This window comes from Streptomyces sp. NPDC101166 (genome assembly GCF_044768125.1).
Lineage (GTDB): Bacteria > Actinomycetota > Actinomycetes > Streptomycetales > Streptomycetaceae > Streptomyces.
Window position 1 is genome coordinate 131,575 of record NZ_JBIWPF010000006.1, and the last position, 23,977, is coordinate 155,551.

Here is a 23,977-nt window from a genome sequence, read left to right on the forward strand (position 1 = left end):
TATAGCAGTTCTATAGCAGTTCTATAGCAATGCACTCTTCCGACGCGGAGCTTGACCCGCCCGCGCAAAGAATCTCGATCTCCGTCGACGCCATCATCGAAGAGCAGTGGGCCCGACTGGACGCCGCTGACGCGATCATCTTCGGTTCCGCCACGTACATGGGCACCGCCTCGACGGCCTTCCACGTGTTCGCCCAGGCCGGCAGCAAGCGCTGGTTTCCCCACGCCTGGGCGGACAAGCCCGCCGCGGGCTGGGCTTCTTCCTGGGCGCCGGCGTCCAGAGCCCGACCGACGCGGGTCCGGAAGCGGTCCACCGCTCCGACATCGCCACCGCCGAGCGCCTGGGCGCGCGCGTCGCCCGTAAGGCGGCGATCTTCCGCGCTGGGCGCACCGCCCTCGCGGCCTGATCACGCGGACCTTCCCGCGACCGCCACATGACCACCCCCATCCACACGAGGAGTGAACCGTGTCCGATTCCCCGAGCCTGGCCCTCATCCGCCGGGTGTACGAATCCCGTATGGCCCCGGAGGTCACCAGCGAGGTCATGGCGCCCGACCTCGCCTGGGACATCACCCCGGGCTTTCCGAACAGCGGCGTCTACCACGGCTGGGACGACGTGGCGAAGAACTTCTTCGGCGCGACGACGCCGGACTACGAGTCCTTCGGCGCGGTGCCCGAGGAGTTCTACGCGGACGACGAGGGCCATGTCTTCGTGTTCGGGCACTATCACGCCGTGACGAAGACCGGGAACAAGGCCGACGTCCGCTTCGTCCACCTGTGGACCGTCCGCGACGGAAAGGCCGTCAGCATGCGGCAGACCGCCGACAGCCACGTCCTCCAGACAGCCCTTGAGGGCTGAGACGGCCACCGGGAGAGAGACCCCCATGACGAAGATCCTCTTCGTGATCACGGCGTCGGACCACTGGACACTGGCCGACGGCACCCGCCACCCGGCCGGCTTCTGGGCCGAGGAGGCGATCGGCCCGTATCAGGTCTTCAAGGAGGCCGGATACGAGATCGCCGCGGCCACCCCCGGCGGCCTGCCGCCCACGGCGGACGCCCTCAGCCTCAGCCCCGACTTCAACGGCGGCGAGGAAGGCGCCCGGCGCATGCGCACCGCCCTGCGCGAGGCCACCGAGCTGGCGCACCCCGTGCGGATCGAGGACGTGGACATCGACGACCACGACGCCGTCTTCTACCCCGGTGGCTGGGGTCCCATGGAGGACCTGCCCGACGACGCCGCCTCCGGCCGGCTGCTCACCGACTGGCTGGCCTCCGGCAAGCCCGTGTCCCTGGTCTGCCACGGCCCCGCTGCCCTGCTCGCCACCATCCGCCTCGACGGGACTTCTCCGTTCGCCGGCTACCGCCTGACCGGCCTGTCCAACGCGGAGGAGAAGCAGAACGGTCTCGCGGACCGCGCGAAGTGGCTGCTTCAGGACCGGCTCGTGAACGAGCTCAGGGCCGACTACCGCGAAGCCGACCCGTTCACCCCGCACGTCGAGGTCGACCGCACCCTGTACACCGGCCAGAACCCGCACTCGGCCGTCCCCCTGGCCCAGGAACTGGTCAAGGCACTGAGCTGACGTCGACAAGCACCCCATGCCCCCCGGCGGCCCGGTACGCGCCCACAGCGCGTGCCGGGCCGCGATCTCGTCTCGTCCGATCACGCGGGCCGGAGATATGATTCTCAAGCGCCGGCAGCCGAAATACGGGGCAGGGTATACCTGCCCATTACTTGCAGTGCCGGGCCCTCGTGCGAGGCTGGAGATCATGCACCGCGACCCGCACCTGAACGAGCTGGGCGAGTTCCTCAAGGCCCGCCGTGCCGAACTCAGCCCCTCCGAAGTCGGGCTCCACGGCGGGCAACGGCGGCGTGTGCGCGGGCTCCGCCGCGAGGAGGTGGCTCTCCTCGCCTCGATCAGCACCGAGTACTACACGCGTATCGAGCAGGGCCGTCTCCAGGCATCGGCTGCTCTCCTGGACGAGATCGCCCGGGTGCTCCGGCTCAACGAGGCTCAGCGGACCTACCTGTTCGAACTCGCTGCCAAGCAGACGGTGCGCCCGCCGTCCTCGGGCGACCGCCAGCAGGTGGATCCGCAGTTGCAGCGCATGCTGGACGATCTCACCGCCACGCCCGCCTTCGTCATCGGCCGGCGCACCGACATCCTCGGCTGGAACCGGCTCGCCGCCGGTCTGTGGACCGACTTCGGCCGCTACCCGGAGGAAGAGCGTGTGTTCATCCGGCTGTTGTTCACCGAGCCCTGGATGCGCGAGCTGTACGCGGACTGGGAGGAAGTCACCCGACTGGCCATCGCTCACCTGCGCATGGAGAGCGCACGGTATCCCGGTGAACCCCGTCTCGCCGCCCTGGTCGAGACCCTCTCCGCCCGCGACGCGCAGTTCCGTCAGTGGTGGGCCGAACATGACGTCGCCATGCGGGACAAGGGCACGAAGAAGCTCCGTCACCCGGTGGTGGGCGAGCTGACTCTCGACTGGAACACGCTCACCTGCGGAACGGACCCGGAGCAGCACATCATCGTCTGGAACGCGGAGTCCGGTTCCCCGTCCCACGACGCCCTGCGCCTTCTGGCCTCCTGGACGGCGGCCCAGAAGCGGACGGCGTCCGACAGCGTCGCGTGACCCTCCAGCCCGTCAAGGGCCCGAGGACGACCACACCGCGCTGACGCCCGTGAGTTCCGCGGACAGTTCCCCCAGGCGCTGACCGCTGCGGGGCGATCGCCACGTCCTTCACACCGCGCGTTTCTCCGTCCGCCGGAACGGGCCCGGCGACTTCACCGTGCGCCCGGACCGGCTCGGCGAGACTTCGGCGTCCGCGACCGCGAGTGATCGGCCGCCGGTCGAGCCGTGTCGGCCGACGGCGCTCGAACCGCTTTCCCTCCGCCCACGAAGGGGGGTAAGGATTCCTCCCTGGATAAGCGGTCCTTCGAGTGGAACTCTCCCCTTTGCGAGTTCGCGTGAAGAGGGCAGGTTCGATGAAAGAGCAGCAGGCGTCCCGTCGAGCGCGGGCGGAATCGCTGCCGGACATCGTCCGTGTCCCGCTGTTCGCGCGACCGCCGAAGGCGACGACAGACACGTACACGCCGCCGTACAGGCCCCCTCAGGACCCCCCGGCCGAGGGCTGGGCGACCTGATCCGAAACACCCGCCAGGAGCACCATCCCATGACCGACCGGAAGAAGTTCGCGCCGCCGGCGATCCAGGAGTTCGCCCCGAAGCTCGCCGAGGTGACCGACACGGTCCTCTTCGGCGACATCTGGGAGCGGCCGGGCCTTTCCCCGCGTGACCGCAGCCTGGTCACCGTCACCGCGCTCGCCGCCCTCCACCGCACCGACCAGCTCGGCTTCCACCTCGGCAAGGCGCTGGAGAACGGGGTGACCAAGGACGAGCTCGTCGAGGCCCTCACCCATCTGGCCTTCTACGCCGGGTGGCCCAACGCCATGTCGGCGGTGACCCAGCTCAAGGCGATCACGGACGAGGCCGACGCGTCGGCCTGAGGCCCGCTACACCGCCCGCCGTTCCCCCGAACCAAGGAAGACCAGAGGCACCCCATGCGCGCAACCGTCATCCACGCGCCCGGCGACATCCGGGTGGAGAACCGTCCCGAGCCGGAGATCACCGCACCGACGGACGCCGTCATCCGCACCGTCGCCACCTGCGTGTGCGGCTCCGACCTGTGGAGCTACCGCGGCGTCATGCCGGTCGACGAGCCGCAGCCGATCGGCCACGAGTACGTCGGCGTCGTCGAGGAGGTCGGCAGCGAGGTGTCGGGCGTCAAGCCCGGCCAGTTCGTCATCGGCTCCTTCGCCGCGTCCGACAACACCTGCCCCGTCTGCCGGGCCGGGTACCACACCTCCTGTCAGCACGGGGAGTGGGTCACCGGCTGCCAGGCGGAGTACGTCCGCGTTCCCCTAGCCGACGGCACCCTGGTCACCGTGCCGGAGCAGCCGGCCGAGGAGCTGATCCCCAGCCTGCTGACGCTGTCCGACGTGATGGGCACCGGCTGGTACGCGGCCGAGGCGGCCGGCGTCGGGCCCGGTGCGACGGCCGTGGTGGTCGGTGACGGCGCGGTCGGCCTGTCCGCCGTCATCGCCGCGAAGGAACTGGGCGCCGAGCGCGTCATCGCCATGAGCCGGCACGAGTCCCGCCAGAAGCTGGCCCTGGAGTTCGGCGCCACCGACATCGTCACCGAGCGAGGCGAGGAGGGCGTGGCCCGGATCAAGGAGCTGACGGACGGCACAGGCGCCGACTCGGTCCTCGAATGCGTCGGCACCCAGCAGTCGATGCACCAGGCCCTGCGGTCCACCCGTCCGGGCGGCAACGTCGGCTTCGTCGGCATGCCGCACGGCGTGCAGATCGACGGCCAGGAACTGTTCTTCTCCCACGTGGGCCTGCGCGGCGGCCCCGCGCCCGTGCGGGCCTACCTGCCCGATCTGATCGACCGCGTCCTGTCCGGCCGTATCAACCCCGGCAGGGTCTTCGACCTCACCCTGCCCCTCGACGAGGTCGCCAAGGGATACAAGGCCATGGACGAGCGCCGAGCCGTCAAGACACTGCTGCGTCCGTGACGTGACCCCGGACGGAGAACCGACGATGACGACATGGACGAGCGACGAGCTCCATCGGATCGCCGAGGCTGAGGAGTTGCAGGCAGCCCCTCTCCGGCGTGACGGCACGCTGCGCACGCCGGTGCCGGTCTGGGTCGTCCGCGACGGTGACGACCTGTACGTCCGCTCCTTCCGCGGCACGGCCGGCGCATGGTGGCGTACGGCCCGAGCGACCCGCCAGGGGCACATCCGCTCCGGCGGCGTGCACAAGGACGTCACCTTCGTCGAGGTGACGGACGAGGACGTCAACGACCGTATCGACGCCGCCTACCGCACCAAGTACGGCCGCTACGGCGGCGCGTACGTCGACCCCATGGTCGCCTCCCGCGCCACGACGCTGCGCCTGGTCCCGAGATGAGCGGGACGATCCGGTGGGAGGCCGCTCAGCCCCCGCGGACACCCGGTCTCCCACAGGAGTAAGTCCCATGCTCGGTCTGGAACTCGTCGTACTGCTCGGCGTGGCCGTGCTGGCCGGGCACGTCCTGGCGCAGCGCCTCGGCGCAGCACCGCCCGTCGTTTTGCTCGCCCTGGGGGCGCTGCTCGGTCTGGTCCCTGCCGTCCGGCAGATCCAACTCCCGCCTGAAGTAGTGCTGTTGCTCGTCCTTCCCGTACTCCTGTACTGGGAGAGCCTGACGACATCGAGCCGGGAGATCCGCTCGAACCTGCGCGGCATCGTCCTGATGAGCACCGTGCTGGTCATCCTCACCGCGTGGGCCGTGGCGGCCGCCGGGCACGCGCTCGGGCTGCCGTGGGGGCCGGCGTGGGTGCTGGGCGCGGCGGTCGCGCCCACCGACGCCACCGCCGTCGGAGCCCTGGCCCGCGCGCTGCCGCGCCGCCAGGTCACGGCACTGCGCGCGGAGAGCCTCGTCAACGACGGCACCGCGCTGGTCATCTTCGGACTCGCGGTCGGTCTGACCGTCGGCGAGGAGCACCTCACCCTCCCCCACGTGGGCGCGCTGTTCCTCCTCGCGTACGGCGGCGGGGCGGCGGTCGGCGTGGCGGTGGCGTGGGTCAACATGAACCTGCGGCGCCGTCTTCAGGACCCGCTGCTGGGCAATCTCGTCATGATCCTTGCGCCGTTCACGGCCTATCTGCTCGCCGAGTTGATCCATGCCTCGGGGGTGCTCGCGGTCGTGGTGAGCGGGCTGATCATGGCCCAGGTGGCTCCCCGTCTCATCCGCGCCGAGCACCGCCGGCAGGCCCTGGCGTTCTGGCCGCTGGCCACGTTCATCATCAACGCCGCACTGTTCGTCCTGGTCGGTGTGGAACTCCATTACCCCCTGCGGCACATGAGCCGGGTGGACCTCAGGGACGCGCTGATCGCCGTCGTCGCGGTCAGCATGGTGCTGGTCGCCGTCCGCTTCGCTTTCCTCTTCGCCTCCGCCTACCTGATCCGCGCGCTCGACCGGCGACCGGAGCAGCGGCTGCGGCGGATGAGCGACCGGGCGCGCACCGTCAGCGGGTTCGCGGGCTTCCGGGGCGCGGTGTCACTGGCGGTGGCCCTGTCGGTGCCGGAGACCCTCGACTCCGGTGCGCCGTTCCCGGACCGGGCCTTCATCGTCTTCGTCACCTCCGGCGTCATCGTGGTGACGCTCGTGGGCCAAGGGCTGCTGCTGCCAGGGGTGGTGCGCTGGGCCCGGCTGCCGCGGGACACCTCCGTCGAGGAGGAAGAACTCCTGGCGGAGACCGAGGCCACCGAGGAGGCCCTCGGGGCGCTGCCCCGGCTCGCCGCCGATCTGGGCACGTCCCCGGAGGTCGCGGCGTGGCTGCGCCAGGAGTACGAGGCCCAACTGGCCGCCGTCCAGGCGCGGAGCGCGGGCTCCGACGGTGATCCGGCCCTGCTGCACAACCGTCACTACACCGTGCTGCGGCTCGCCCTCGTCGCCCACAAGCGCGCGACCGTCGTCCGGCTGCGCGACGAGCAACGGATCGACGACACCGTTCTGCGCCGGCTCCAGACCACCTTGGACTACGAGGAGGTGCGGTTGGCCGGAACGGAGGTGGAGTGAGCCGGCGCCACCTGCCCGGCACGACACCCGCAAGGGAACCCTGCCTCGCCGCACCGCCTCGATCCCGCAGCCAGGTCGCGCAGCGCCGCGCGGCTCAGCGGTACACCCGACGAGCCGCCGCTGCGGCTCCCGGCGGACGCCCCTCTGTGCCGATCCCGAACCACAGCCCCTACCGGACGGGAAGCCCACCCATGACGATGACCTACAACCACCTCGGCCGGACCGGCCTGAAGGTCGGCAAGCTCGGCCTGGGAGCCATGAACTTCGGCTGGGTCACCGACGAGCCCAGCAGCTTCGCGATCCTCGACCGGGCCGTCGAGGAAGGCGTCAACTTCGTCGACACCGCCGACGTGTACGGAGGCCCGCAGTCACCCGACATGACGCAGGGCTACGGCCTCTCCGAGGAGATCATCGGCCGCTGGCTGGCCCAGGGCGGCGGCCGACGCGACCGGATCGTGCTGGCCACCAAGCTCTACCAGCCCATGGGCACCGGCCCGAACGACAAGTACCTGTCGGCCTACAAGATCCGCAAGGCCGCCGAGGCCAGCCTCCGGCGGTTGCGGACCGATCACATCGACCTGTACCAGATGCACCACATCGACCGCTCGACCCCGTGGGACGAGATCTGGCAGGCCATGGAGCAACTCGTCCGCGAGGGCAAGGTCACCTATATCGGCAGCAGCAACTTCGCGGGCTGGCACGTCGCCACGGCGCAGCAGGAAGCGGGCAAGCGGCACTTCCTGGGCCTCGTGTCCGAGCAGAGCCTGTACAACCTCAACGCCCGCACCATCGAACTCGAGCTGATTCCCGCCCTGCGCCACTACGGCCTCGGCCTGATCCCGTGGAGTCCGCTGGGCGGCGGCCTGCTCGGTGGCGCCCTGCACAAAGCCGACAGCGGCCGGCGCTCATCTCCCGACTTCCTGGCCACCGTCAAGCGGTACCGGCCACAGCTCGAGAAGTACGAAGCCCTGTGCGCGGACCTCGGCGAGCGCCCCGCGGACGTGGCACTGGCCTGGCTCCTGCACAACCCGGCAGTCGCCACCACCATCGTCGGGCCGCGCACCCCGGAGCAACTGACCGAATCGCTGCGAGCCCCACACCTGGCCCTGTCTCCTGAGTTGCTCCGCGCGCTCGACGAGATCTGGCCGGGCCCCGGTGGCGAAGCTCCCGAAGCGTACGCCTGGTAGCGCGGCGACTCCCACCGGGCTGAGCGCCGCGGACCGTCAGCCGGCGCGCTGACGACAGCCGAAGCCGATTCACGCGAACACAGGAACGTGAGGAAACTCCCGGATGAAAGTCATCGGACTGAGCGAATACGGCGGCCCGGAAGTGCTGCGGCCTTTCGGACTCCCCGACCCGCACGCCGCAGCGCAGGAGGTGCTGGTGCGGGTCCACGCCGCGGGTGTGAACCCCGTCGACGCGATGCTCCGCTCCGGTCTGCTGCGGCAGACGAACGAGGGGCTCACTCCCCCGCTCGTTCCCGGGATGGAGGTCGCCGGCAGGATCGAGGAGGTGGGCAGTGGTGTGGATCCCCGCTGGGGCCTGGTGGCCGGTGCCCACGTCGTCGGGTTCGTGGACAACCTGGGCAGCCACGGCGGTTACAGCGAACGTCTCGCGCTGCCGGCGCGGTCAGTGGTCCTGGCACCCACAGGCGCCTCCGCCACCGCGGCGGCCGGCTTCCTGAACAACGCGCTCACCGCGCGGAACGTGCTCGACGCCTTCCGCCTGCCCCCGGGCGCCGCCCTCCTGGTCACCGGCGCCGCCGGCTCGGTCGGCGGCTACCTGGTCGAACTCGGTGCCGCGGAGGGCCTGCACGTCGTCGCCGTCGCAGACGAGGACGACGCGGACCTGCTCCGCGCACTCGGCGCGCAGACACTCGTGCCCCGCGGCCCCGACATCGCCGAGCGCGTGCTGAAGGAACTCGGCGGCCCGGTGGACGCGGTGGCGGACGCGGCTCTGCTGCACGAACGGATCACTCCCGCCGTCCGGGCCGGCGGCCAGATCGGCGTCCTGCGCTTCTGGGACGGCAGTCCGGGACGCGGCATCGCGGTCAGGCGCCTGAACGTGCGGGACCGGGACGGAGACCGCGACGCGATCACACGGCTGCGCGACCAAGCCCAGGACGGCACTATCACTCTGCGTCCCACTCTGTCCTTCGACGCGGACGACGCAGCAGCCGCTCACACACGCCTCGAACAGGGCGCCCTGCGTGAACGCATCGTCCTGGCCTTCGACCACGACGGGTGACACGCAACTCGGCAGGACAGACCGACTCGGCTCATCGAGCGGGTTGTCGGCAAGGAGGAGAACGATGCACACACGTACGCTCGGACGGGACCTGCGCGTCTCCGCGATCGGGCTCGGCGCCATGGGCATGTCCCAGAGCTACGGCCCCAATCCCGGTGACCGCGAGGACATGATCGCCGTCCTCCGCGGCGCCGTCGACCGCGGAGTCACGTTCTTCGACACCGCGGAGGTGTACGGCCCGTACGTCAACGAGGAACTCGTCGGAGAAGCCCTCGCACCGCTGCGCGACCAGGTGGTGATCGCCACCAAGTTCGGCTTCCACATCGAGAACGGCTCGCCCGCCGGGCTCGACAGCCGTCCCGAACAGATCCGCGCCGTGGCCGACGCCTCCCTCAGGCGCCTCGGAGTGGACACGATCGACCTGTTCTACCAGCACCGCGTCGACCCGGACGTGCCGGTCGAGGACGTCGCCGGCACAGTGGGCGAACTCGTCCGGGAAGGCAAGGTCCGCTGCTTCGGACTCTCGGAGGCCGGCGCACAGACCATCCGCCGCGCCCACGCGGTGCATCCGGTGACGGCGGTGCAGAGCGAGTACTCGCTGTGGACCCGGGACCCCGAGCCGGAGGTGCTGCCCACCTGTGCGGCCCTCGGCATCGGCTTCGTGCCGTTCAGCCCGCTCGGCAAAGGATTCCTGACCGGGACGGTCGACGCGTCCACGTCGTTCACGGACGGCGACGTCCGTACGACCATCCCCCGGTTCACGGCGGAGAACCGCGCGGCGAACCAGGCCCTCGTGGACCACGTCGCAACGCTCGCCAGGGCCAAGGACGCCACGCCCGGCCAGGTCGCCCTCGCCTGGCTCCTCGCCCGGCACCCGTCGATCGTCCCGATCCCCGGAACACGACGCCTGTCCCGCATGGAAGAGAACATCGGCGCCGCTCAACTGCCGCTCTCCGCCGACGAACTGGCCGACCTGAACGAACTCGCCGGCCGCACCGGCGTACAGGGCGACCGCTACAACGAGCACCACATGTCGCTGGTCGACAAGTGATCGAGCCACGCAGAGCTCGCGGGCCGGCGACACCGATGCCGCTGACACCCGCACCACTCCGACCCACCCGCGCAGCCCGCCCTCGCCGCAGCCGGACCGCCTAGGCGACATGACTGCACGGCAGTCCACGAGGGGGGCAAAGAATAATCGCAGCTCAGCGCATGTTCGCGGCCGCCCCGAACGGCCACTCGGCCGCCAGCGGCGTCAAAAGAGGTCAAGGCCAGCCCCTGGAGACGCCTCTTAGGCCATACGGGTGTTGCTGATTCTCTGGCTCTGCTCGGTGAGATGCGGTGTTCGATCCCTCTGGTGCCGGTGGCCGACGGGGGTCTGTGGTCGGTGCGTGGCCCGCATGTAAGCATCCATGGCAGCCTGGACCACTGGCCGCCGCACAGCAGAACTCAGTGAAGGCACACGTGCACCGAGAGTTTCTCACCCCCGACGACGAAGAGGTCTACGAGGCCATCGGCGAATGGCCGGATTCAGACGAGAGTGACGCACGAATTATCACTCTGCAGGACAATTACGGACAATCGCTCACTTTTTCCTATGATGCGCCGGCGAGGTCAGTGAGGATCCGCTGGATCAACGATCGGGGAATCGAGATGCTGGATGTCTTCCGCGAAGGCGCAACGCGCCTTTCCTTCACCTCAGGAAAATCAAGCAAGCACATTTCCATCGAATTCAGCACGGGCGAGTGCACAGGGACCATGGAGATTCAGGTGACGCCCCACCTGTCGGTACGTGACCGCCTCCTGTTCCGATAGTCGGCAGGGCGGGGTGAGTGTCGGTCACCTCGCCCCGCCCGGCGGGGTGCCCGGAGTCGGCACCGCTTTCGGGACCCCCTTTCCGCCGGCCCCCACCGCACGACGTCGGACGTCAGGAAACGGGGAACCAGGTTGCGAGGCGCTTGGCGATGACCGGTACATCGACGTTGTCCTGTGCGGCGTCCTCGACGAACGGGCCGGCGACGGAAACGGGCGGCGGGACGGTTGAGGCGCTGACGCCGTTGAAGCGCAGGAAGACACGCATGGCGAGCCAGGCGGTGGGCTTGTTGCCGTCGATCAGCGCGTGATTGCGGGCGACGGAGTGCAGCAGTGCCGCAGCCTTCTGGTGCAACGTGGGATACAACTCGGCTCCGAACACGTTCGTCCGGGGTCGCTCGATCGCCGACACCAGAAGGCCCATGTCACGCACGCTGTGCTCGGTGCCGTTGACGGTGCGGGCGATGGCCAGGATCTCGTCGATCTGGATGTAGCGCACGTCCGTCACTTCAGGTAGTCCAGGACTTCCGCATCGCTGTCCATGAGCTCGGCCAGAACGTCATCGACCTTGAGCTCGGCCCGGTTCTGGGCGTCGCGGATGGCCTCGATGGCCAGTTCCTGCTTGCTACGGCCCTCCCGGCGAGCCCGCTCGGTGAGCTTCGCGTCAAGGTCGTCGGGGAGCCGGAGAGTCATCGCCATGCAGCCATGATACCGGACTGGTATCAAGACGTACCGGTCCCTGCCCGCACCGTGAGGGAATCAGGGATACAGGTCGAGCGCTCCACCCTGGCCACGAAGCTGCAGGCCAGGGTCCCTTCGAGACCGGTTCGAGGAACTCCACGCACTCCACGTGATGCGGCGACCCATGGTGCCGTGGATCTGCCGATGCACAGGGCCTGGTCCGGGATGACCTCATACGACCTTGCCAAGCCGCGCCAGCGTGGGCCTGTACTGCGCCGTCCTGCCCCGCTGCCTCAGCCAAAACCTGCTCCCCCAGCTTCGAAGTCGCCACCGAGAACCCGGCACCCATGGCCGACATCGCCGCCACGCTCCGCGCCGGCCTGGAAGCCCGCGGCTTGACGGTGCACGCGCTGGAGCGGGAGCCGCCGGCCGAGGCGAGCCGCATTCCACCGTCGCGCCCGCCGCCACCGGAGCCGTGGCCGCTGCCGTCGGCGGGTACGGAGAACGTGCCCTCGGCCAGGTCGAGCACCGTGTCCTCGACCTGGCGTTCTTCAGCGGCTACGCGGGATTCAGCACGGGCTTCGCGGGGAGCCCGCCGTTCTTCTCGCAGCGCAGTTCCTTGGCCATGGCCAGCGAGAAGGAGTGGGCCACGGTCGCGTAGGCGTCCTTCAACGCCTCGATGTCGCCCTCGGGCTCCTTCGGCATGCCCCCGCGCATAACGCCGATCACGATGTGGGCCGCCGTCGACGAGCCGGCCAACTTGTCGCTTTCACAAGCGAACTGGAGGTAAGCCTTGTCCGCCGCCGTCACGGTTTCCTCCCCCATCTTCAGCACGGTGAATTTCGGGTCGGGGGTACTCGACGGGGCACCGTCCACCCGCCTCCAGGTGATTCTGAGCTCGATATCCGGCGTGCCGACGGGCGTGTAAACACGGCAGGCGTCCCCGCGATACACCGCGGGGTCCGAGAACGCCTCGACAAAGTCCGCCGCGGCCTGCGTGACGGTGTACTCCTGTGCCGACGCCTCGAAGCGCGACGACCCCGTGATCACCTTCAGCGCCTTGGACGCGTCGGCGGACATCGCATCGCCACCGCAGAGCTGTGTCCCCGCAACGACCTTGTAGTCCTTCGGAAGTCCGTCCTTGTCTCCGTCCCCTCCACAAGCGGTGGTCCCGAGAAACAACGAGCCGGCCACGGCCGCGGAGAGAAGTCCCCTGCGTACCGAGCTACGACTGATCACTGTCCGCATCCTTACGTGTCCTCGGCCGTTCACCGGCCTCAACCGGTCTCCGGGTCGTTGCCCTGCTGGTTCTCCCGGTCGTTGCCGACCCCGTATCCGATCAGCATCGATTCGCGTAGGTCCTCTCCGAACCGGCTGTTGTCCACGCCGTTGTGCCGCAGGAAGTCCTCCATCGGGGCCTCGGCCATGCCCTCACCGGCGGAGTAGATCTTGGTCTTCTCCCCCCTGGTGAGCTCCTCCGTCTTCTCCTTGTGCTCATCCACCGACTTGTCGGAGATGTCTCCGACCATCTGGCCGATGACCTGTTCGGCAGCACCACTGGCGGTATCGGTCGCGAGCGGAATGAGCACCGCGGCCGTGCCCACCGCCGCGGTCGCGGGCAGGAAGGCGACGCCCGCCGCGATGCCCGCCGTGGCCCCGAACTCGACCCAGCCCGCCCGCTTGGCGACCGCTTTCTCGTAGTCCTCGTGGGTCTTGAGGTTCGTCGCCTCCACCTGGTCGGCCCGGGACTGGTCGAGCATGCCCTGCACCTCGGCGCCCACGCGCACCGTCGCCCTGGCAGCACCTTCGTTGATCTTTCCGTCCGGGCCCACTGCCCCCTCCAGCACACTGCGGGTGTAGACCTGCTCCGCGGTCGAGACCGTCGCGTAGGCGTCCGGGTGCTGACCCAGGGTGCTGAGGAACCCCCGGACGACGCTCCGTCCGTTCCCGTCCACGGTGTCCGCGAAGTCGAGGTGCCCGTCCGGATTCCTGCCCGGCGCGAACACGCTGTCCGGATCGTTCTTGGCCAACGCCCAGTTGATGTCGTCGATGTAGCCGGCGCCCATGACGCCCAGGCTGTCGGCCAGCGCCTCGTGGTGCTTCTTGAGCAGACCCGGGTCCGCACCGTACTTCTCGATGACCTTCTGCATGACCGCGGCGTTGTCCGCGTCCCGCACCACGCCGGCGTCCGGGTGCCCGGCCGGGTAGCCGAGGGTCGCTGCCTCCAGGGCGTGGCCGAGGGCGTCGGGCATCTGGTCGAGCGACGCCTTGAGCTCCTTCTGGTCGAGCGAGTTGACGTCGGGGAAGGACTCCCACTTCTCGTTGCTGAAGAAGTCGAGGTAGTTGTCGATCGCCTTGCCGTCCTTGCCCTTGCCGAGGCCGGCCGTGGCGCCGTGGTTGACCGTGCCGTCCTCGTTGTACGCGGTCGGGGGGTCGGTGAAGAACTTCTTCGCCGCCTCGGGACTGTTGCCGAGCGCTTCCAGCATGGCGGTGGCCGGGTCGTAGCCGGCTCCGTTCACGCCGGAGGGGTTGAACGGGTTCTTGAACGGACTGTTCACCACCTTGTTGCCGGCGAACATGTACGGGTCCTTCGCGTGCAGCTGCGCCACGTGTTCGGCGATGGGGTTGAGGAACTTCGCGTCGTAGTTCCCGTACCGCATGATCCCGCCGAGCAACTGGTATCCGAACGGCCCGCCGTAGTCGTTCTTGGACAGCGGGATACGCTCCGTACCCAACTTGCGGAACTCCGGACCCCACTTGTCGGTGAATTCTTTGTCGTGGGAGGCGGTGGCCAGGTTGAGGCCGAGGTTTTTCTGGAGCTCCTGGACGTCCTTGAGGCGCTCCGGGTCGACCTTGCCGTACTCGTACGTGTCCGTGGAGAGCTGGCCGAAGAACGCGAGCGACTTCTCGGGGCCGAGCTTTTCGTAGAAGCCCTTGGCGAACTCCACCGACGAACTGTTGTCCTTCAGCAGCTCGTTGAGCTGCTGAAGTTCGGCGTGTGTGATGTCCCGGCCCTTGGCCGCCAGAGCGGCGGCGCGGGCGGCCTCCTCCTGGTCCAGCTTCGTGTACGCAGGAGCGCTGAAGTCCTTGCGGTCGGTGACGTTGGCCTCGAGGGTGTTCTTGAGGGCGAGGTCGGTGTCGTTGCAGTTGTCGACGATGAGGTCGATCCTTTTCTGCCACGATTCGATGTTCCGCCGCTCCTCCTGCAGGAGCTCGCTGTAGCCGGGGTCGTGCCGCGCCGCGGGGATCTCGGACAACGGTTTCCGCGCCGTGACCCTGCCTTTGCCGTCCACACGGATGCCGGCCGCGGGCCCCTCGTGGTCCCGGATGTCGACCAGGTCGTCCTGGGCCTTCTTGAGGGCCGCGTGCCCCTCTTCCAGGATCAGCTTCACGCCCTTGGCCTCGGCCGCGGCGTCCGCGAACTCCTTGGCCGTCTTACCGATGAATGCTCTGGTGACCCCTGCGTTGACGCCCTCCCAGGCCGCCCTGTCGGCCTTCGCCTTCATCCCGTCGGCGGCTTCGGTGGCGAGCTTGTCCAGCTTCCCCACCATCTCCGACCAGTCGTCGGCGGCGGCCTTCAGCTTCGCCAGCGGGGCGTCGATGATGTCCTCGTACTTCAGCATGTCGCGCTCCCCCGAGCCCTATTTCAGGTATTCCGTGAGCACGGAAATCCGCGTCAGCTCGTCCTCGATCTTCGCCTCGTCCTTTGCGTGCTGGGCCTTGCTGTAATCGAGGTGATTCGAGATCTGCGCGCAGGCGTCCAGCAGCGTCTTCATGTGGGTCTGCCAGAAGTCATGCACCTTCAGCACGGCCGAGCCGCTCGCGAAGTTCCCGTTGGTCAGCGCCGTCGCCGCGTCGAACGTGGAAGAACGGGCGATGTCGCCCTCCTTCCCCAGCCGGCCCAGCAGGTCGTACGCGGCGCTGCCGATAGCGCCGAGGTCGTCCCGATTGACCACCAGGTCCCCGACGCCGCCACCTCCGCCGCCCTCGGCCGGAACGCTGTCGATCCGCAGGGCAGTTCGCTCGGCCGCCACCGCCCGCAGTTCCGACCACTCTTGCTCGAACGTCATGTACTCCCCCAAGTCCATACGGGCAGGCCACTCCCCGTGATCGCGCGGCCACCGAGACCTGATCACCTGTCTCTTGTATCATCACCAGCCCACGGAGCGACCGGAGTTACTCCCCCGAAGAGTCCGGACGACAACGATCCAGTCCCGACAGGGGCATGGCCTGTGGCATCGGCCGGCCGCCTGCCCGAAGGCGGCGGATCCGGCTCCAGGAGCGACCACGGGTCGCCTCCGAAGTCGTTCACTGCGACCGTCTCGACCGGCCGCGCGTCCGGCCGGAGTCAGACTGCCTGCGCATCGGTACAACTCTCCTGGGACCAGCCGTGATCGCTCCGCCGATCGTCCAGATTCCCGGAACAGGACGCCTGTCCCACGTAGAAGAGAACATGGGGGCCACTCAACTGCCGCTCTCCGCCGACCGACTGGCCGACCTGAACGAACGCGCCGGCCGCCTCGGCGTGCAGGGCGACCGCTACAACGAGCACTACATGCCGGGCGAAGAGCCAAGCGAGGGCGACCTCGCCGGGTGTGACGCCCTTGGCCTGGGCGAGCATCCGCAGACATGGCTGTAAGCAAGAGGCATCACCAATACATGACACTCCATCAGAACGAGCACCAAGGCTGCCCTGCGAGTCCGGGGCCACGGCGCTCGGTGGGAAGCCCACGGCCCCCGGCGCCCCGGTGACACGCGAGGACATCGTGAACGGCAGGATTCCCGCCAAGGATGGCCGCTTCCAGCCTCCGGCGGTGCAGATCAGATGAGGCAGTGATGACGAGGAAACTGAAGTTCGACGGCGGCTGGTCCGCGACGGTGACGGACGAGCCGCTCGACCTCGTTCCCCGTCTCGTCGGTACTTCTCTGATCGTTTCCCCCTATGCGGACCGGGTGGAACGCGAGAAGTTCCTCGCGGAGACGTTCGGCAGCCAGGACCTGCTGTGGGACCTCCCCGACGTTTTCCGCTTCGCCCCGAGCGACCGACAGCTGGTCGGGGCTGAATTCCGAGTTCCGGAAGAGTCCGCCTCAGCCGAGGACTCGGCCCGCCTTCGCGTCCAGCCCGAAGTACGCCCGGGCGGGCTCCGCGCGGACGAGGTCAAAGACTTCCGGCACGAGATGTGCACGGTGCTGTGCCGCGCTCCCGGCGACGCCGCGCTCACCTGCCTGCGCGACCTCGACGTCCTCGACGAACCGCTGGAAGCCGGTATCGGCATCGCCCCCGACGTGGCGCTCCTCGCCCAGCACGGCACCGTCGTCGGCTGGAGCCTCACCGACCCCGCGCGCTACCTGACCACCAGCTTCGCCGCCCCCGACCCTGCTCCCCCCGTCCCGGCCACCCGCCTCCTGCTCACCGAATGCCTGGACCTGGTCACCACGCCGGTGGTCGACGACCTGGTCGACGGTGAACCGGCCGTCCTGGCGCGCCTCCAGGCCGCCGACAGGGCCCTGCGCGAGCAACGCGAGGACCGGCACCGGGCCGACGCCCTGCTCCAGCTGATCGCCACCTATGTGGAGGACTACGGGAACTGGTGAACCCGACCACCGGCTTCGCCGCCCCCGATCCGTCTCTCTCCCCCGCCGGCCACCCGTGTCCTGTTCGCCGAGTGCCTGGACCTGACCCCCACACCGTTGCTCGGCTTGGCCGAGAACGTCCTCGGCCAAGCTGCGTTTGGGCCCTGGCACCCGCTTGAGCCAAATTGTGACTGGCCAGGGAGGCAGGAATTGCCCAGCCATGCAGCCGGCCCAGAGTCCCGAAACGACCGTCAGGCAGCTTCCAGCTAAGTCGCGAGGGTGTCGCCGATGCCTTCGCCTCCCCCACGAAGTCGCAGGTCAGGCAGCCTCCACAGGGCGTCCCGTCCCCTCGACCCGCTACACGACGGGAAACAAGTCGAGCGGCCGCAACGCGCCGCAGAACCGTAGATCAGGCACCCTTCGCGGCGGGCTCCAGGATCGCCACGCACTCCACGTGGTGCGTCATCGGAAACAGATCGAACGCCCGCAGGGTCCGCACCCGGTAGCCGCCGTCGCGGAAGTACGCCAGGTCTCGGGCCAGGGCCGCCGGGTCGCAGGCGACGTAGGCGATCCTGCGGGCGCCGAGGGAGGCGAGGTGGGCCACCGTCGTGCGGCCCGCGCCGGCGCGGGGCGGGTCCAGGACGATGAGGTCGACGTCGGTGATGCCCGTGCGCGGGAGGACGGTCTCGACCTTGCCCTGTTCGACACGGACGCGGGGGAAGTCGGCGAGGTTGTGGCGGGCGTCCTCGACCGCGCGCTTGCCGGACTCGATGCCGAGGACCGCGCCCGCCTCGCCCAGGCGGTCGGCGAGGGCGCCGGCGAACAGGCCGACGCCGCAGTAGAGGTCGAGGGCCATCTCGCCCTTGCGGGGCAGCAGGCCCTGCATGACCGCCGTCACCAGGGTGTCCGCCGCCTTCGGGTGCACCTGCCAGAAGCCGCCGCTGCCGACGCGGTGCGTCCGGCCGTCGGCGCGTTCGCGGACGAAGGGGCGGCCGTGGACGCGGTGGACGCCGCCGTCCTTCTCCCCGACCCGCATGACCGACACCGGCCGGTCCAGTTCGACGATCGGCAGGCGCGCGCCCGGCCGGGGCGTCAGGATGACCTGGCGGTCCTGGGAGCCCGTCGCCGCGATCGCCTCGACCGACTCCATGCCGGTCCACTCGCGCTTCTCGATGCCCAGCTCGTCCACGCCCGGCGCGGCGATCATGCAGTGGTCGATCCGCTCCACCTCGTGGGAGCGGTGCTTGCGCAGACCGGCGTGGCCCTCGGCGTCGACGGCGTACTGCACGCGCGTCCGCCAGGCGGGCACCTCACCGGGCGGCAGCTTGTCGCCCTCGGCCGGCATCACGGTGCCGTCCCAGCCGGCCTCTTCGGGGGTGAGGCCGGCGAGGCGCTGGAGCTGCTCGGCGATGACCTCGCCCTTCATCCGGCGCTGCGCGCCCGGCTTGGCGTGCTGCCAGTCGCAGCCGCCGCAGCGGCCGGGGCCGGAGAACGGGCAGGGCGCCTCGACCCGGTCCTTGGACGCCTCCAGGATCCGCACGGCGTCCGCGCGCAGGAAGCGGGCGCCCTCCTCGCCCTCCGTCACCCGAGCCACGACCCGCTCGCCGGGCAGGGTGTGCCGCACGAACAGCACCTGGCCCTCCTCGGTGCGGGCGATGCAGTGGCCGCCATGGGCGACGGGGCCGATCTCGACCTCGTACTCGGTCCCCACCAGCGTCTTCTTCGGTTCTTCCTGCATGGCGGGGTGACTCCAGGGACGAGGGTGGACGAACGGCCGGACAACAGCCCACCAGTCTACGTGGGCGCCGTCCGGCCGTTGACCGGGGTGCTGTGCGCGGGGGCGGTCAGCTCTTGGTGTCCGACGACTCCTTCGACCGCCCCGCGTCCGCCGGACCGCGCCGGACCGATCCCGGCGCGCTCCAGTCCTGCTGCCTGCGAGCCCGCTTCTTGGCCGCCTCGGAGGACTGCAGCTGGTACGGGACGGACGTGACCATGACGCCCGGCGTGAACAGCAGCCGGCCCTTGAGCCGCAGGGCGCTCTGGTTGTGCAGGAAGTGCTCGTACCAGTGGCCGACCACGTACTCGGGGATGATCACGGACACCGCGTCACGCGGCGACTCCCGGCGCAGGCTCTTGACGTACTCGATGACCGGCCGCGTGACCTCCCGGTACGGGGAGTCGAGGACCTTCAGCGGTACGTCGATGCCGCGCCGTTCCCATTCCTCCCGCAGCGCCTTCGTCTCGGCCGGGTCGACGTTGACGGTGAGCGCCTCGAGGGTGTCGGAGCGCATCAGCTTGGCGTAGGCCAGGGCGCGCAGCGTCGGGCGGTGGATCTTGGAGATGAGCAGCACCGAGTGGACGCGGGAGGGGCGGACGCTGTCGTCGCTCGGGCCCTCGGGCGCGGCGAGCTCCGCGGAGACGCCGTCGTAGTGCCGGCGGATCGCGGTCATCGTGCCGTAGAAGATCACCATGCCGAGCAGGGCGACCCAGGCGCCGTGGGTGAACTTGGTGACGAGGACGACGACGAGGACCAGGCCGGTGAAGAAGGCGCCGAAGGTGTTGATCGCACGGGAGCGGACCATGTGGCGGCGCTGGACGGGGTCCGTCTCGGTCGCCAGGTGGCGGTTCCAGTGCCGGACCATGCCGGTCTGGCTGAGCGTGAACGACACGAACACGCCGACGATGTACAGCTGGATCAGGCGGGTCGAGTCGGCGCCGTAGATGCAGATCAGCAGCACCGCCGCGCCGGCCAGCAGCACGATGCCGTTGGAGAAGGCGAGCCGGTCGCCGCGGGTGTGCAGCTGGCGGGGAAGGTAGCGGTCCTGGGCGAGGATCGAGCCGAGGACGGGGAAGCCGTTGTAGGCGGTGTTCGCGGCCAGGAACAGCACCAGGGCGGTGGCCGCCGCGAGCACGATGAAGAAGAAGCTGCCCTTGCCGAAGACCGCCTCGGCGACCTGGGTGATCACCGGGTTCTGTACGTAGTCGGCGCCGACCGCGACGCCGTTCTTCAGCAGGTCGGCGGCCGGGTTCTCGGCCATGCGGACGTCGGTGACCAGGGCCAGGACGATGATGCCGCAGAACATGGTGACGGCCAGCAGGCCCATCGCCGCGAGCGTGGTCGCCGCGTTCTTCGACTTGGGCTTGCGGAACGCCGGGACGCCGTTGGAGATCGCCTCGACGCCGGTGAGCGCGGCGCAGCCGGAGGAGAAGGCGCGCAGCAGCAGGAAGACGAGCGCGAAGCCGGCCAGGCCCTGGTGCTCGGCCTTGACCGTGTACTGGGCCGTCGGTGCCCGCATCGTGTCGTCGAGGACCAGCCCTCGGAAGGCGCCCCAGGCGATCATGATGAAGACGCCGGCGACGAACACGTAGGTGGGGATGGCGAAGAGTTTGCCGGACTCCTTGACGCCTCGCAGGTTCATCAGGGTCAGCAGCACGACCACCGCGACGGCGCAGATCACCTTGTGCTCGACGACGAAGGGGATCGCGGAGCCCAGGTTCTCGATGCCGGAGGAGATGGAGACGGCGACGGTCAGGACGTAGTCGACGAGCAGCGCGCTGGCGACGGTCAGGCCGGCCTTGGGGCCGAGGTTGGTGTTGGCCACCTCGTAGTCGCCGCCGCCGCTGGGGTAGGCGTGGACGTTCTGCCGGTAGGAGGCGACCACCGTGAACATCAGCACGACGACCGCGAGGGCGATCCACGGGCTGAAGTGGTAGGCCGACACGCCCGCGATGGACAGGACCAGCAGCACCTCGCCGGGGGCGTACGCCACGGAGGACAGCGGGTCGGAGGCGAAGACGGGCAGGGCGATGCGCTTCGGCAGGAGCGTTTCTCCGAGCCGATCACTGCGCAGTGCGCGCCCGATCAGGATCCGTTTGGGCACGTCGGTCAGTTTGGACACAACAGAGGATCGTAGGCCTTCGAACACGGGGCCGCCCACCCTCCCCCGGCCTCGGCCGGGTGATGCCGTGTCACGTCTGCCTCACGGGTGAAATCGGCCACGGCGCGACGGGGGATTCTGCGGGCGCACCAATCGTCATGCCTATATGACAATCCCCGCTCGCCGTAGCCCTTCGGAGGTCCCATGCACACCACCGCGGAGTTGATCGGTGCCGCCGGCAGCCTCGTCGGCCTCGGAATCCTCACCTTCCTCAGCGTCTGCAGCATCAGCCGTCGCTGACCGGACGACGGTGGCCGGGCCGTCGCCCGCCGCCCGACGGCGCGGACCGCACTCGGGAGTGCCCCGCGCGTGTGTAGCCCGGGCGGCGGTCTGAGACCCTGTGAAGGGGTCCTCGGACGCTCGTCGTGCGAGGACCCCCCAAGCCACCCCAGCGATTTCTGACCTCGGAAGGACGGTCGTGCACATCGTCATCATGGGCTGCGGCAGAGTGGGTTCCGCTCTCGCCCAGACCCTGGAGCAGCAGGGGCACACGGTCGCCGTGATCGACCAGGACCCCACCGCCTTCCGACGTCTCGGCTCCTCGTTCGGCGGCCGCCGGGTCACCGGTGTCGGCTTCGACCAGGACACCCTGCGTGAGGCGGGCATCGAGGAGGCCGGCGCGTTCGCCGCGGTCTCCAGCGGCGACAACTCCAACATCATCGCCGCCCGTGTCGCCCGCGAGATGTTCGGCATCGAGAACGTCGCCGCGCGTATCTACGACCCTCGCCGCGCCGAGGTCTACCAGCGCCTGGGCATCCCCACCGTGGCCACCGTCCGCTGGACGGCCGACCAGATGCTGCGCCGGCTGCTGCCCTCGGGGTCGGAGCCGCTGTGGCGCGATCCCACCGGCGGCGTCCAGCTCGCCGAGGTGCACGCCTCCGCCGCCTGGGTCGGCCACAAGATCAGCAAGCTGCAGGAGGAGACGGGCGTGCGCGTGGCGTTTCTGACCCGCCTCGGCGAGGCCATCCTGCCCACCTCGCAGACAGTGCTGCAGGAGGGTGACCTGGTGCATGTGATGATGCGCAGCGACGAGGTCGAGAAGATCGAGGCGTCGTTCGCCGAGGGCCCGAAGGAGGGCGGTCACTGATGAGGGTCGCCATTGCCGGAGCCGGCGCCGTCGGCCGCTCGATCGCGGGCGAACTGCTGGAGAACGGGCACGAGGTCCTGCTCGTCGACAAGGCGCCGACCGCCATCTCGGTCGAGCGCGTCCCGCAGGCGGAGTGGCTGCTCGCCGACGCCTGCGAGATCACGTCCCTGGACGAGGCGGCCCTCCAGCGCTGCAACGTCGTGATCGCCGCGACGGGCGACGACAAGGTCAACCTGGTCGTCTCCCTGCTCGCCAAGACGGAGTACGGCGTCCCGCGCGTCGTCGCCCGCGTCAACAATCCCAAGAACGAGTGGCTCTTCAACGAGTCCTGGGGAGTGGACGTCGCCGTCTCCACCCCGCGTCTGATGTCGGCCCTCGTCGAGGAGGCGGTCAGCGTCGGCGACCTCGTCCGCCTGCTGCGCTTCAGCCACGGCGACGCCAACCTCGTCGAGCTGACCCTCCCCGAGGAGTCCGCCCTGGCCGGCACCCAGGTCGGCGATGTGGAGTGGCCGGAGGACACCTCGCTGGTCACCATCATCCGCGGCACCCGGGTACTGACCCCGACCCGCGAGGACTCCCTGGAAGCGGGCGACGAGCTGCTCTTCGTCGCCGCTCAGGCCAGGGAGGAGCAGTTGGAGGACCTGCTGTCGGTCCGCCGGGAGGACTCGGTGGGCTGAGCCGCGGCCGCCCACGGCGACGCTGAGCCGCCGGGAACACGTGACGGGGGCGCCCGGAGATTTCCGGGCGCCCCCGTCACGTGGTTCTCGGCGGCTGTCCGCCGCGTTCGGCCAGGCCGGTGCCTATCCTTCGCGGCGGTGCCGCCCGCCGGCCTCCGAGGACGCCGTCTCCGTCTCGGTCTCCGTCCGCGCGGCGGCGGCCTTCTCCTCCGCCTCCATCTCCGCGAAGACGTCGATCGGCGCCGGGGCCTTCGCCAGGAACACCCACGTCAGCCACACCGCCAGCAGGAACGGCGGGATCTTCAGCGCGACCAGCACCCAGCCCAGTTGCGTGGTGTCGGCCCACCAGTACAGCGGGAAGAGGATCGCGCACTTGCCGAGCAGGATCAGGCCCCAGGCGTAGCTGGCCTTGGCGTACGCCTTCTTGCGGCCGGGGTTGCGCGTCCGCCAGGAGAGGTTCTCCTTGAACACCGGTCCGAGGATGAGACCGAGGAGGGGCACCCCGCACATCGTCGTGATGATGTACGCCAGCGCCAGGCCCAGCGTGTAGAGCATGCCGGGGAGGTAGAAGTCCTTGGCGTTGCCGGTCATCATCGCGAACACGACACCGAAAGCCACGCCGAAGACACCGCTGAAGGCGTGCTTCACGGTGTCCTTCTTGACGAGGCGCACCACGACCAGGACGAGCGACACCGCGAGCGCGGCGATCGCCGACATGTGCAGGTCTTTGTTGATCGTGTAGATCGTGACGAACAGCAGGCCGGGCAGCACCGTCTCGACCATGCCGCGCACTCCGCCGAACGCCTCGAACAGCGCGGCCTCGGTCACCGCCCGGGCGTCGTCCTGCTGAGTGTCTTCGGTCGGCTTGTCGAGCGACGTCACCGGCTACTCCCTACCGAGGGGTCTCAGTTCGTACTTGGGATTGAACAGCACCCGGCGGCCCCGGCTCATCGAGATCCGGCCCGATGCGATGAGTCTGCGCCCCGGCTCTATGCCGACTATGGAGCGCCGGCCCAGCCACACCACGTCCAGCGCGGCGGAACCGTCGAACAGCTCCGCCTCCAGGGCCGGGACTCCGGCGCGCGGTCGCAGGGTGACCGTGCGCAAGGTACCAGTAACCGTCACTATCTGGCGGTCCTGGCAGTCGCCGATCCGTGTGCAGCCGGCGGTCTCCGCATCCTCCCGCAGCTCCTCGGACTCCAGGTCCTCCTGCGACGAGGAGAGCCGATCGAGCATGCGCCGGAACCGGCCCACCGACTTCTCGGAACGAGGAACAGCACTCATATCTGAAGCGTACCGGGGCCCGGCGTCAGCCCCGCACCCGCGTGA

Annotated in this window: 24 protein-coding genes and 1 pseudogene; 16 read left to right on the forward strand and 9 right to left on the reverse strand. The window is 69.4% G+C overall.

Annotated features, from left to right (window positions below; all coding sequences use genetic code 11):
* Positions 1 to 29: 29 nt before the first annotated feature.
* From ACIRS4_RS13430 to ACIRS4_RS13485, 12 genes and pseudogenes are all read left to right on the forward strand, one after another.
* Positions 30 to 406, forward strand: a pseudogene (locus ACIRS4_RS13430) (NAD(P)H-dependent oxidoreductase).
* A 59-nt stretch (positions 407 to 465) separates the two neighbouring features.
* Positions 466 to 858 carry a nuclear transport factor 2 family protein gene (locus ACIRS4_RS13435; protein ID WP_404194305.1) on the forward strand — a complete coding sequence of 131 codons (393 nt, stop codon included), beginning with the start codon at positions 466 to 468 and terminating at the stop codon, positions 856 to 858.
* Between the two features lie 25 nt (positions 859 to 883).
* Positions 884 to 1,582, forward strand: coding sequence for a type 1 glutamine amidotransferase domain-containing protein (locus ACIRS4_RS13440; RefSeq protein ID WP_404194308.1), 699 nt, complete (start codon positions 884 to 886; stop codon positions 1,580 to 1,582).
* 187 nt (positions 1,583 to 1,769) lie between these two features.
* Complete coding sequence (locus tag ACIRS4_RS13445) at positions 1,770 to 2,639, forward strand: helix-turn-helix domain-containing protein (protein ID WP_404194310.1); 870 nt, start codon at positions 1,770 to 1,772, stop codon at positions 2,637 to 2,639.
* Between the two features lie 541 nt (positions 2,640 to 3,180).
* Positions 3,181 to 3,513 carry a carboxymuconolactone decarboxylase family protein gene (locus ACIRS4_RS13450; protein WP_404194313.1) on the forward strand — a complete coding sequence of 111 codons (333 nt, stop codon included), beginning with the start codon at positions 3,181 to 3,183 and terminating at the stop codon, positions 3,511 to 3,513.
* A 54-nt stretch (positions 3,514 to 3,567) separates the two neighbouring features.
* Complete coding sequence (locus tag ACIRS4_RS13455) at positions 3,568 to 4,584, forward strand: zinc-dependent alcohol dehydrogenase family protein (RefSeq protein ID WP_404194316.1); 1,017 nt, start codon at positions 3,568 to 3,570, stop codon at positions 4,582 to 4,584.
* Between the two features lie 25 nt (positions 4,585 to 4,609).
* The gene (locus ACIRS4_RS13460) at positions 4,610 to 4,981 is read left to right on the forward strand and encodes a DUF2255 family protein (protein WP_404194318.1); all 372 of its coding nucleotides are present in this window, start codon (positions 4,610 to 4,612) and stop codon (positions 4,979 to 4,981) included.
* 67 nt (positions 4,982 to 5,048) lie between these two features.
* Positions 5,049 to 6,632: a Na+/H+ antiporter gene (locus tag ACIRS4_RS13465; RefSeq protein WP_404194320.1), complete on the forward strand. Its 1,584-nt coding sequence runs from the start codon at positions 5,049 to 5,051 to the stop codon at positions 6,630 to 6,632.
* A gap of 197 nt (positions 6,633 to 6,829) precedes the next feature.
* Positions 6,830 to 7,819, forward strand: coding sequence for an aldo/keto reductase (locus ACIRS4_RS13470; protein ID WP_404194735.1), 990 nt, complete (start codon positions 6,830 to 6,832; stop codon positions 7,817 to 7,819).
* A gap of 103 nt (positions 7,820 to 7,922) precedes the next feature.
* On the forward strand, positions 7,923 to 8,879 hold the full coding sequence (locus ACIRS4_RS13475) for a zinc-binding alcohol dehydrogenase family protein (RefSeq protein WP_404194323.1): 957 nt from the start codon (positions 7,923 to 7,925) through the stop codon (positions 8,877 to 8,879).
* A 64-nt stretch (positions 8,880 to 8,943) separates the two neighbouring features.
* Positions 8,944 to 9,930: an aldo/keto reductase gene (locus ACIRS4_RS13480; RefSeq protein WP_404194326.1), complete on the forward strand. Its 987-nt coding sequence runs from the start codon at positions 8,944 to 8,946 to the stop codon at positions 9,928 to 9,930.
* A 401-nt stretch (positions 9,931 to 10,331) separates the two neighbouring features.
* On the forward strand, positions 10,332 to 10,694 hold the full coding sequence (locus ACIRS4_RS13485; protein WP_404194328.1) for a hypothetical protein: 363 nt from the start codon (positions 10,332 to 10,334) through the stop codon (positions 10,692 to 10,694).
* 112 nt (positions 10,695 to 10,806) lie between these two features.
* Here the strand turns inward: ACIRS4_RS13485 and ACIRS4_RS13490 are convergent, their stop codons facing one another.
* The 5 genes from ACIRS4_RS13490 to ACIRS4_RS13510 all read right to left on the reverse strand — a co-directional run bounded on the left by ACIRS4_RS13490 (position 10,807) and on the right by ACIRS4_RS13510 (position 15,442).
* A complete protein-coding gene (locus tag ACIRS4_RS13490; RefSeq protein WP_404194330.1) occupies positions 10,807 to 11,199 on the reverse strand; it encodes a type II toxin-antitoxin system death-on-curing family toxin in 393 nt (130 codons plus the stop codon).
* Positions 11,196 to 11,390 carry a ribbon-helix-helix protein, CopG family gene (locus tag ACIRS4_RS13495; protein WP_404194333.1) on the reverse strand — a complete coding sequence of 65 codons (195 nt, stop codon included), beginning with the start codon at positions 11,388 to 11,390 and terminating at the stop codon, positions 11,196 to 11,198. Before ACIRS4_RS13495 ends, ACIRS4_RS13490 begins: the two co-directional genes overlap by 4 nt.
* A 540-nt stretch (positions 11,391 to 11,930) precedes the next feature.
* Positions 11,931 to 12,620, reverse strand: a complete 690-nt coding sequence (locus ACIRS4_RS13500) for a hypothetical protein (RefSeq protein ID WP_404194335.1) — start codon at positions 12,618 to 12,620, stop codon at positions 11,931 to 11,933.
* Between the two features lie 29 nt (positions 12,621 to 12,649).
* Positions 12,650 to 14,995, reverse strand: a complete 2,346-nt coding sequence (locus tag ACIRS4_RS13505; protein ID WP_404194338.1) for a hypothetical protein — start codon at positions 14,993 to 14,995, stop codon at positions 12,650 to 12,652.
* A gap of 18 nt (positions 14,996 to 15,013) precedes the next feature.
* On the reverse strand, positions 15,014 to 15,442 hold the full coding sequence (locus ACIRS4_RS13510) for a hypothetical protein (RefSeq protein WP_404194340.1): 429 nt from the start codon (positions 15,440 to 15,442) through the stop codon (positions 15,014 to 15,016).
* 383 nt (positions 15,443 to 15,825) lie between these two features.
* Here ACIRS4_RS13510 and ACIRS4_RS13515 point away from each other — a divergent pair, with 383 nt between their 5' ends.
* Both ACIRS4_RS13515 and ACIRS4_RS13520 read left to right on the forward strand, forming a co-directional pair.
* Positions 15,826 to 16,011 carry a hypothetical protein gene (locus tag ACIRS4_RS13515; RefSeq protein ID WP_404194342.1) on the forward strand — a complete coding sequence of 62 codons (186 nt, stop codon included), beginning with the start codon at positions 15,826 to 15,828 and terminating at the stop codon, positions 16,009 to 16,011.
* Between the two features lie 197 nt (positions 16,012 to 16,208).
* Positions 16,209 to 16,967 (forward strand): hypothetical protein, encoded by a 759-nt coding sequence (locus ACIRS4_RS13520; protein WP_404194753.1) that lies wholly within the window; start codon positions 16,209 to 16,211, stop codon positions 16,965 to 16,967.
* Positions 16,968 to 17,355: 388 nt separating this feature from the next.
* Here ACIRS4_RS13520 and ACIRS4_RS13525 read toward each other — a convergent pair whose 3' ends face one another.
* Both ACIRS4_RS13525 and ACIRS4_RS13530 read right to left on the reverse strand, forming a co-directional pair.
* Positions 17,356 to 18,684, reverse strand: a complete 1,329-nt coding sequence (locus tag ACIRS4_RS13525) for a class I SAM-dependent RNA methyltransferase (RefSeq protein WP_404194345.1) — start codon at positions 18,682 to 18,684, stop codon at positions 17,356 to 17,358.
* A 106-nt stretch (positions 18,685 to 18,790) separates the two neighbouring features.
* Entirely contained in the window at positions 18,791 to 20,845 is a 2,055-nt protein-coding gene (locus ACIRS4_RS13530; RefSeq protein ID WP_404194348.1) for an APC family permease, read from the reverse strand.
* Positions 20,846 to 21,302: 457 nt separating this feature from the next.
* Between ACIRS4_RS13530 and ACIRS4_RS13535 the strand changes: the two genes are divergently transcribed.
* On the forward strand, positions 21,303 to 21,971 hold the full coding sequence (locus ACIRS4_RS13535; RefSeq protein WP_130438172.1) for a TrkA family potassium uptake protein: 669 nt from the start codon (positions 21,303 to 21,305) through the stop codon (positions 21,969 to 21,971).
* A complete protein-coding gene (locus ACIRS4_RS13540) occupies positions 21,971 to 22,648 on the forward strand; it encodes a potassium channel family protein (RefSeq protein WP_404194351.1) in 678 nt (225 codons plus the stop codon). Before ACIRS4_RS13535 ends, ACIRS4_RS13540 begins: the two co-directional genes overlap by 1 nt.
* A gap of 123 nt (positions 22,649 to 22,771) precedes the next feature.
* Here ACIRS4_RS13540 and ACIRS4_RS13545 read toward each other — a convergent pair whose 3' ends face one another.
* Both ACIRS4_RS13545 and ACIRS4_RS13550 read right to left on the reverse strand, forming a co-directional pair.
* The gene (locus ACIRS4_RS13545) at positions 22,772 to 23,530 is read right to left on the reverse strand and encodes a DUF3159 domain-containing protein (RefSeq protein ID WP_404194353.1); all 759 of its coding nucleotides are present in this window, start codon (positions 23,528 to 23,530) and stop codon (positions 22,772 to 22,774) included.
* A gap of 3 nt (positions 23,531 to 23,533) precedes the next feature.
* On the reverse strand, positions 23,534 to 23,932 hold the full coding sequence (locus tag ACIRS4_RS13550) for an OB-fold nucleic acid binding domain-containing protein (protein ID WP_404194355.1): 399 nt from the start codon (positions 23,930 to 23,932) through the stop codon (positions 23,534 to 23,536).
* Positions 23,933 to 23,977 lie beyond the last annotated feature (45 nt).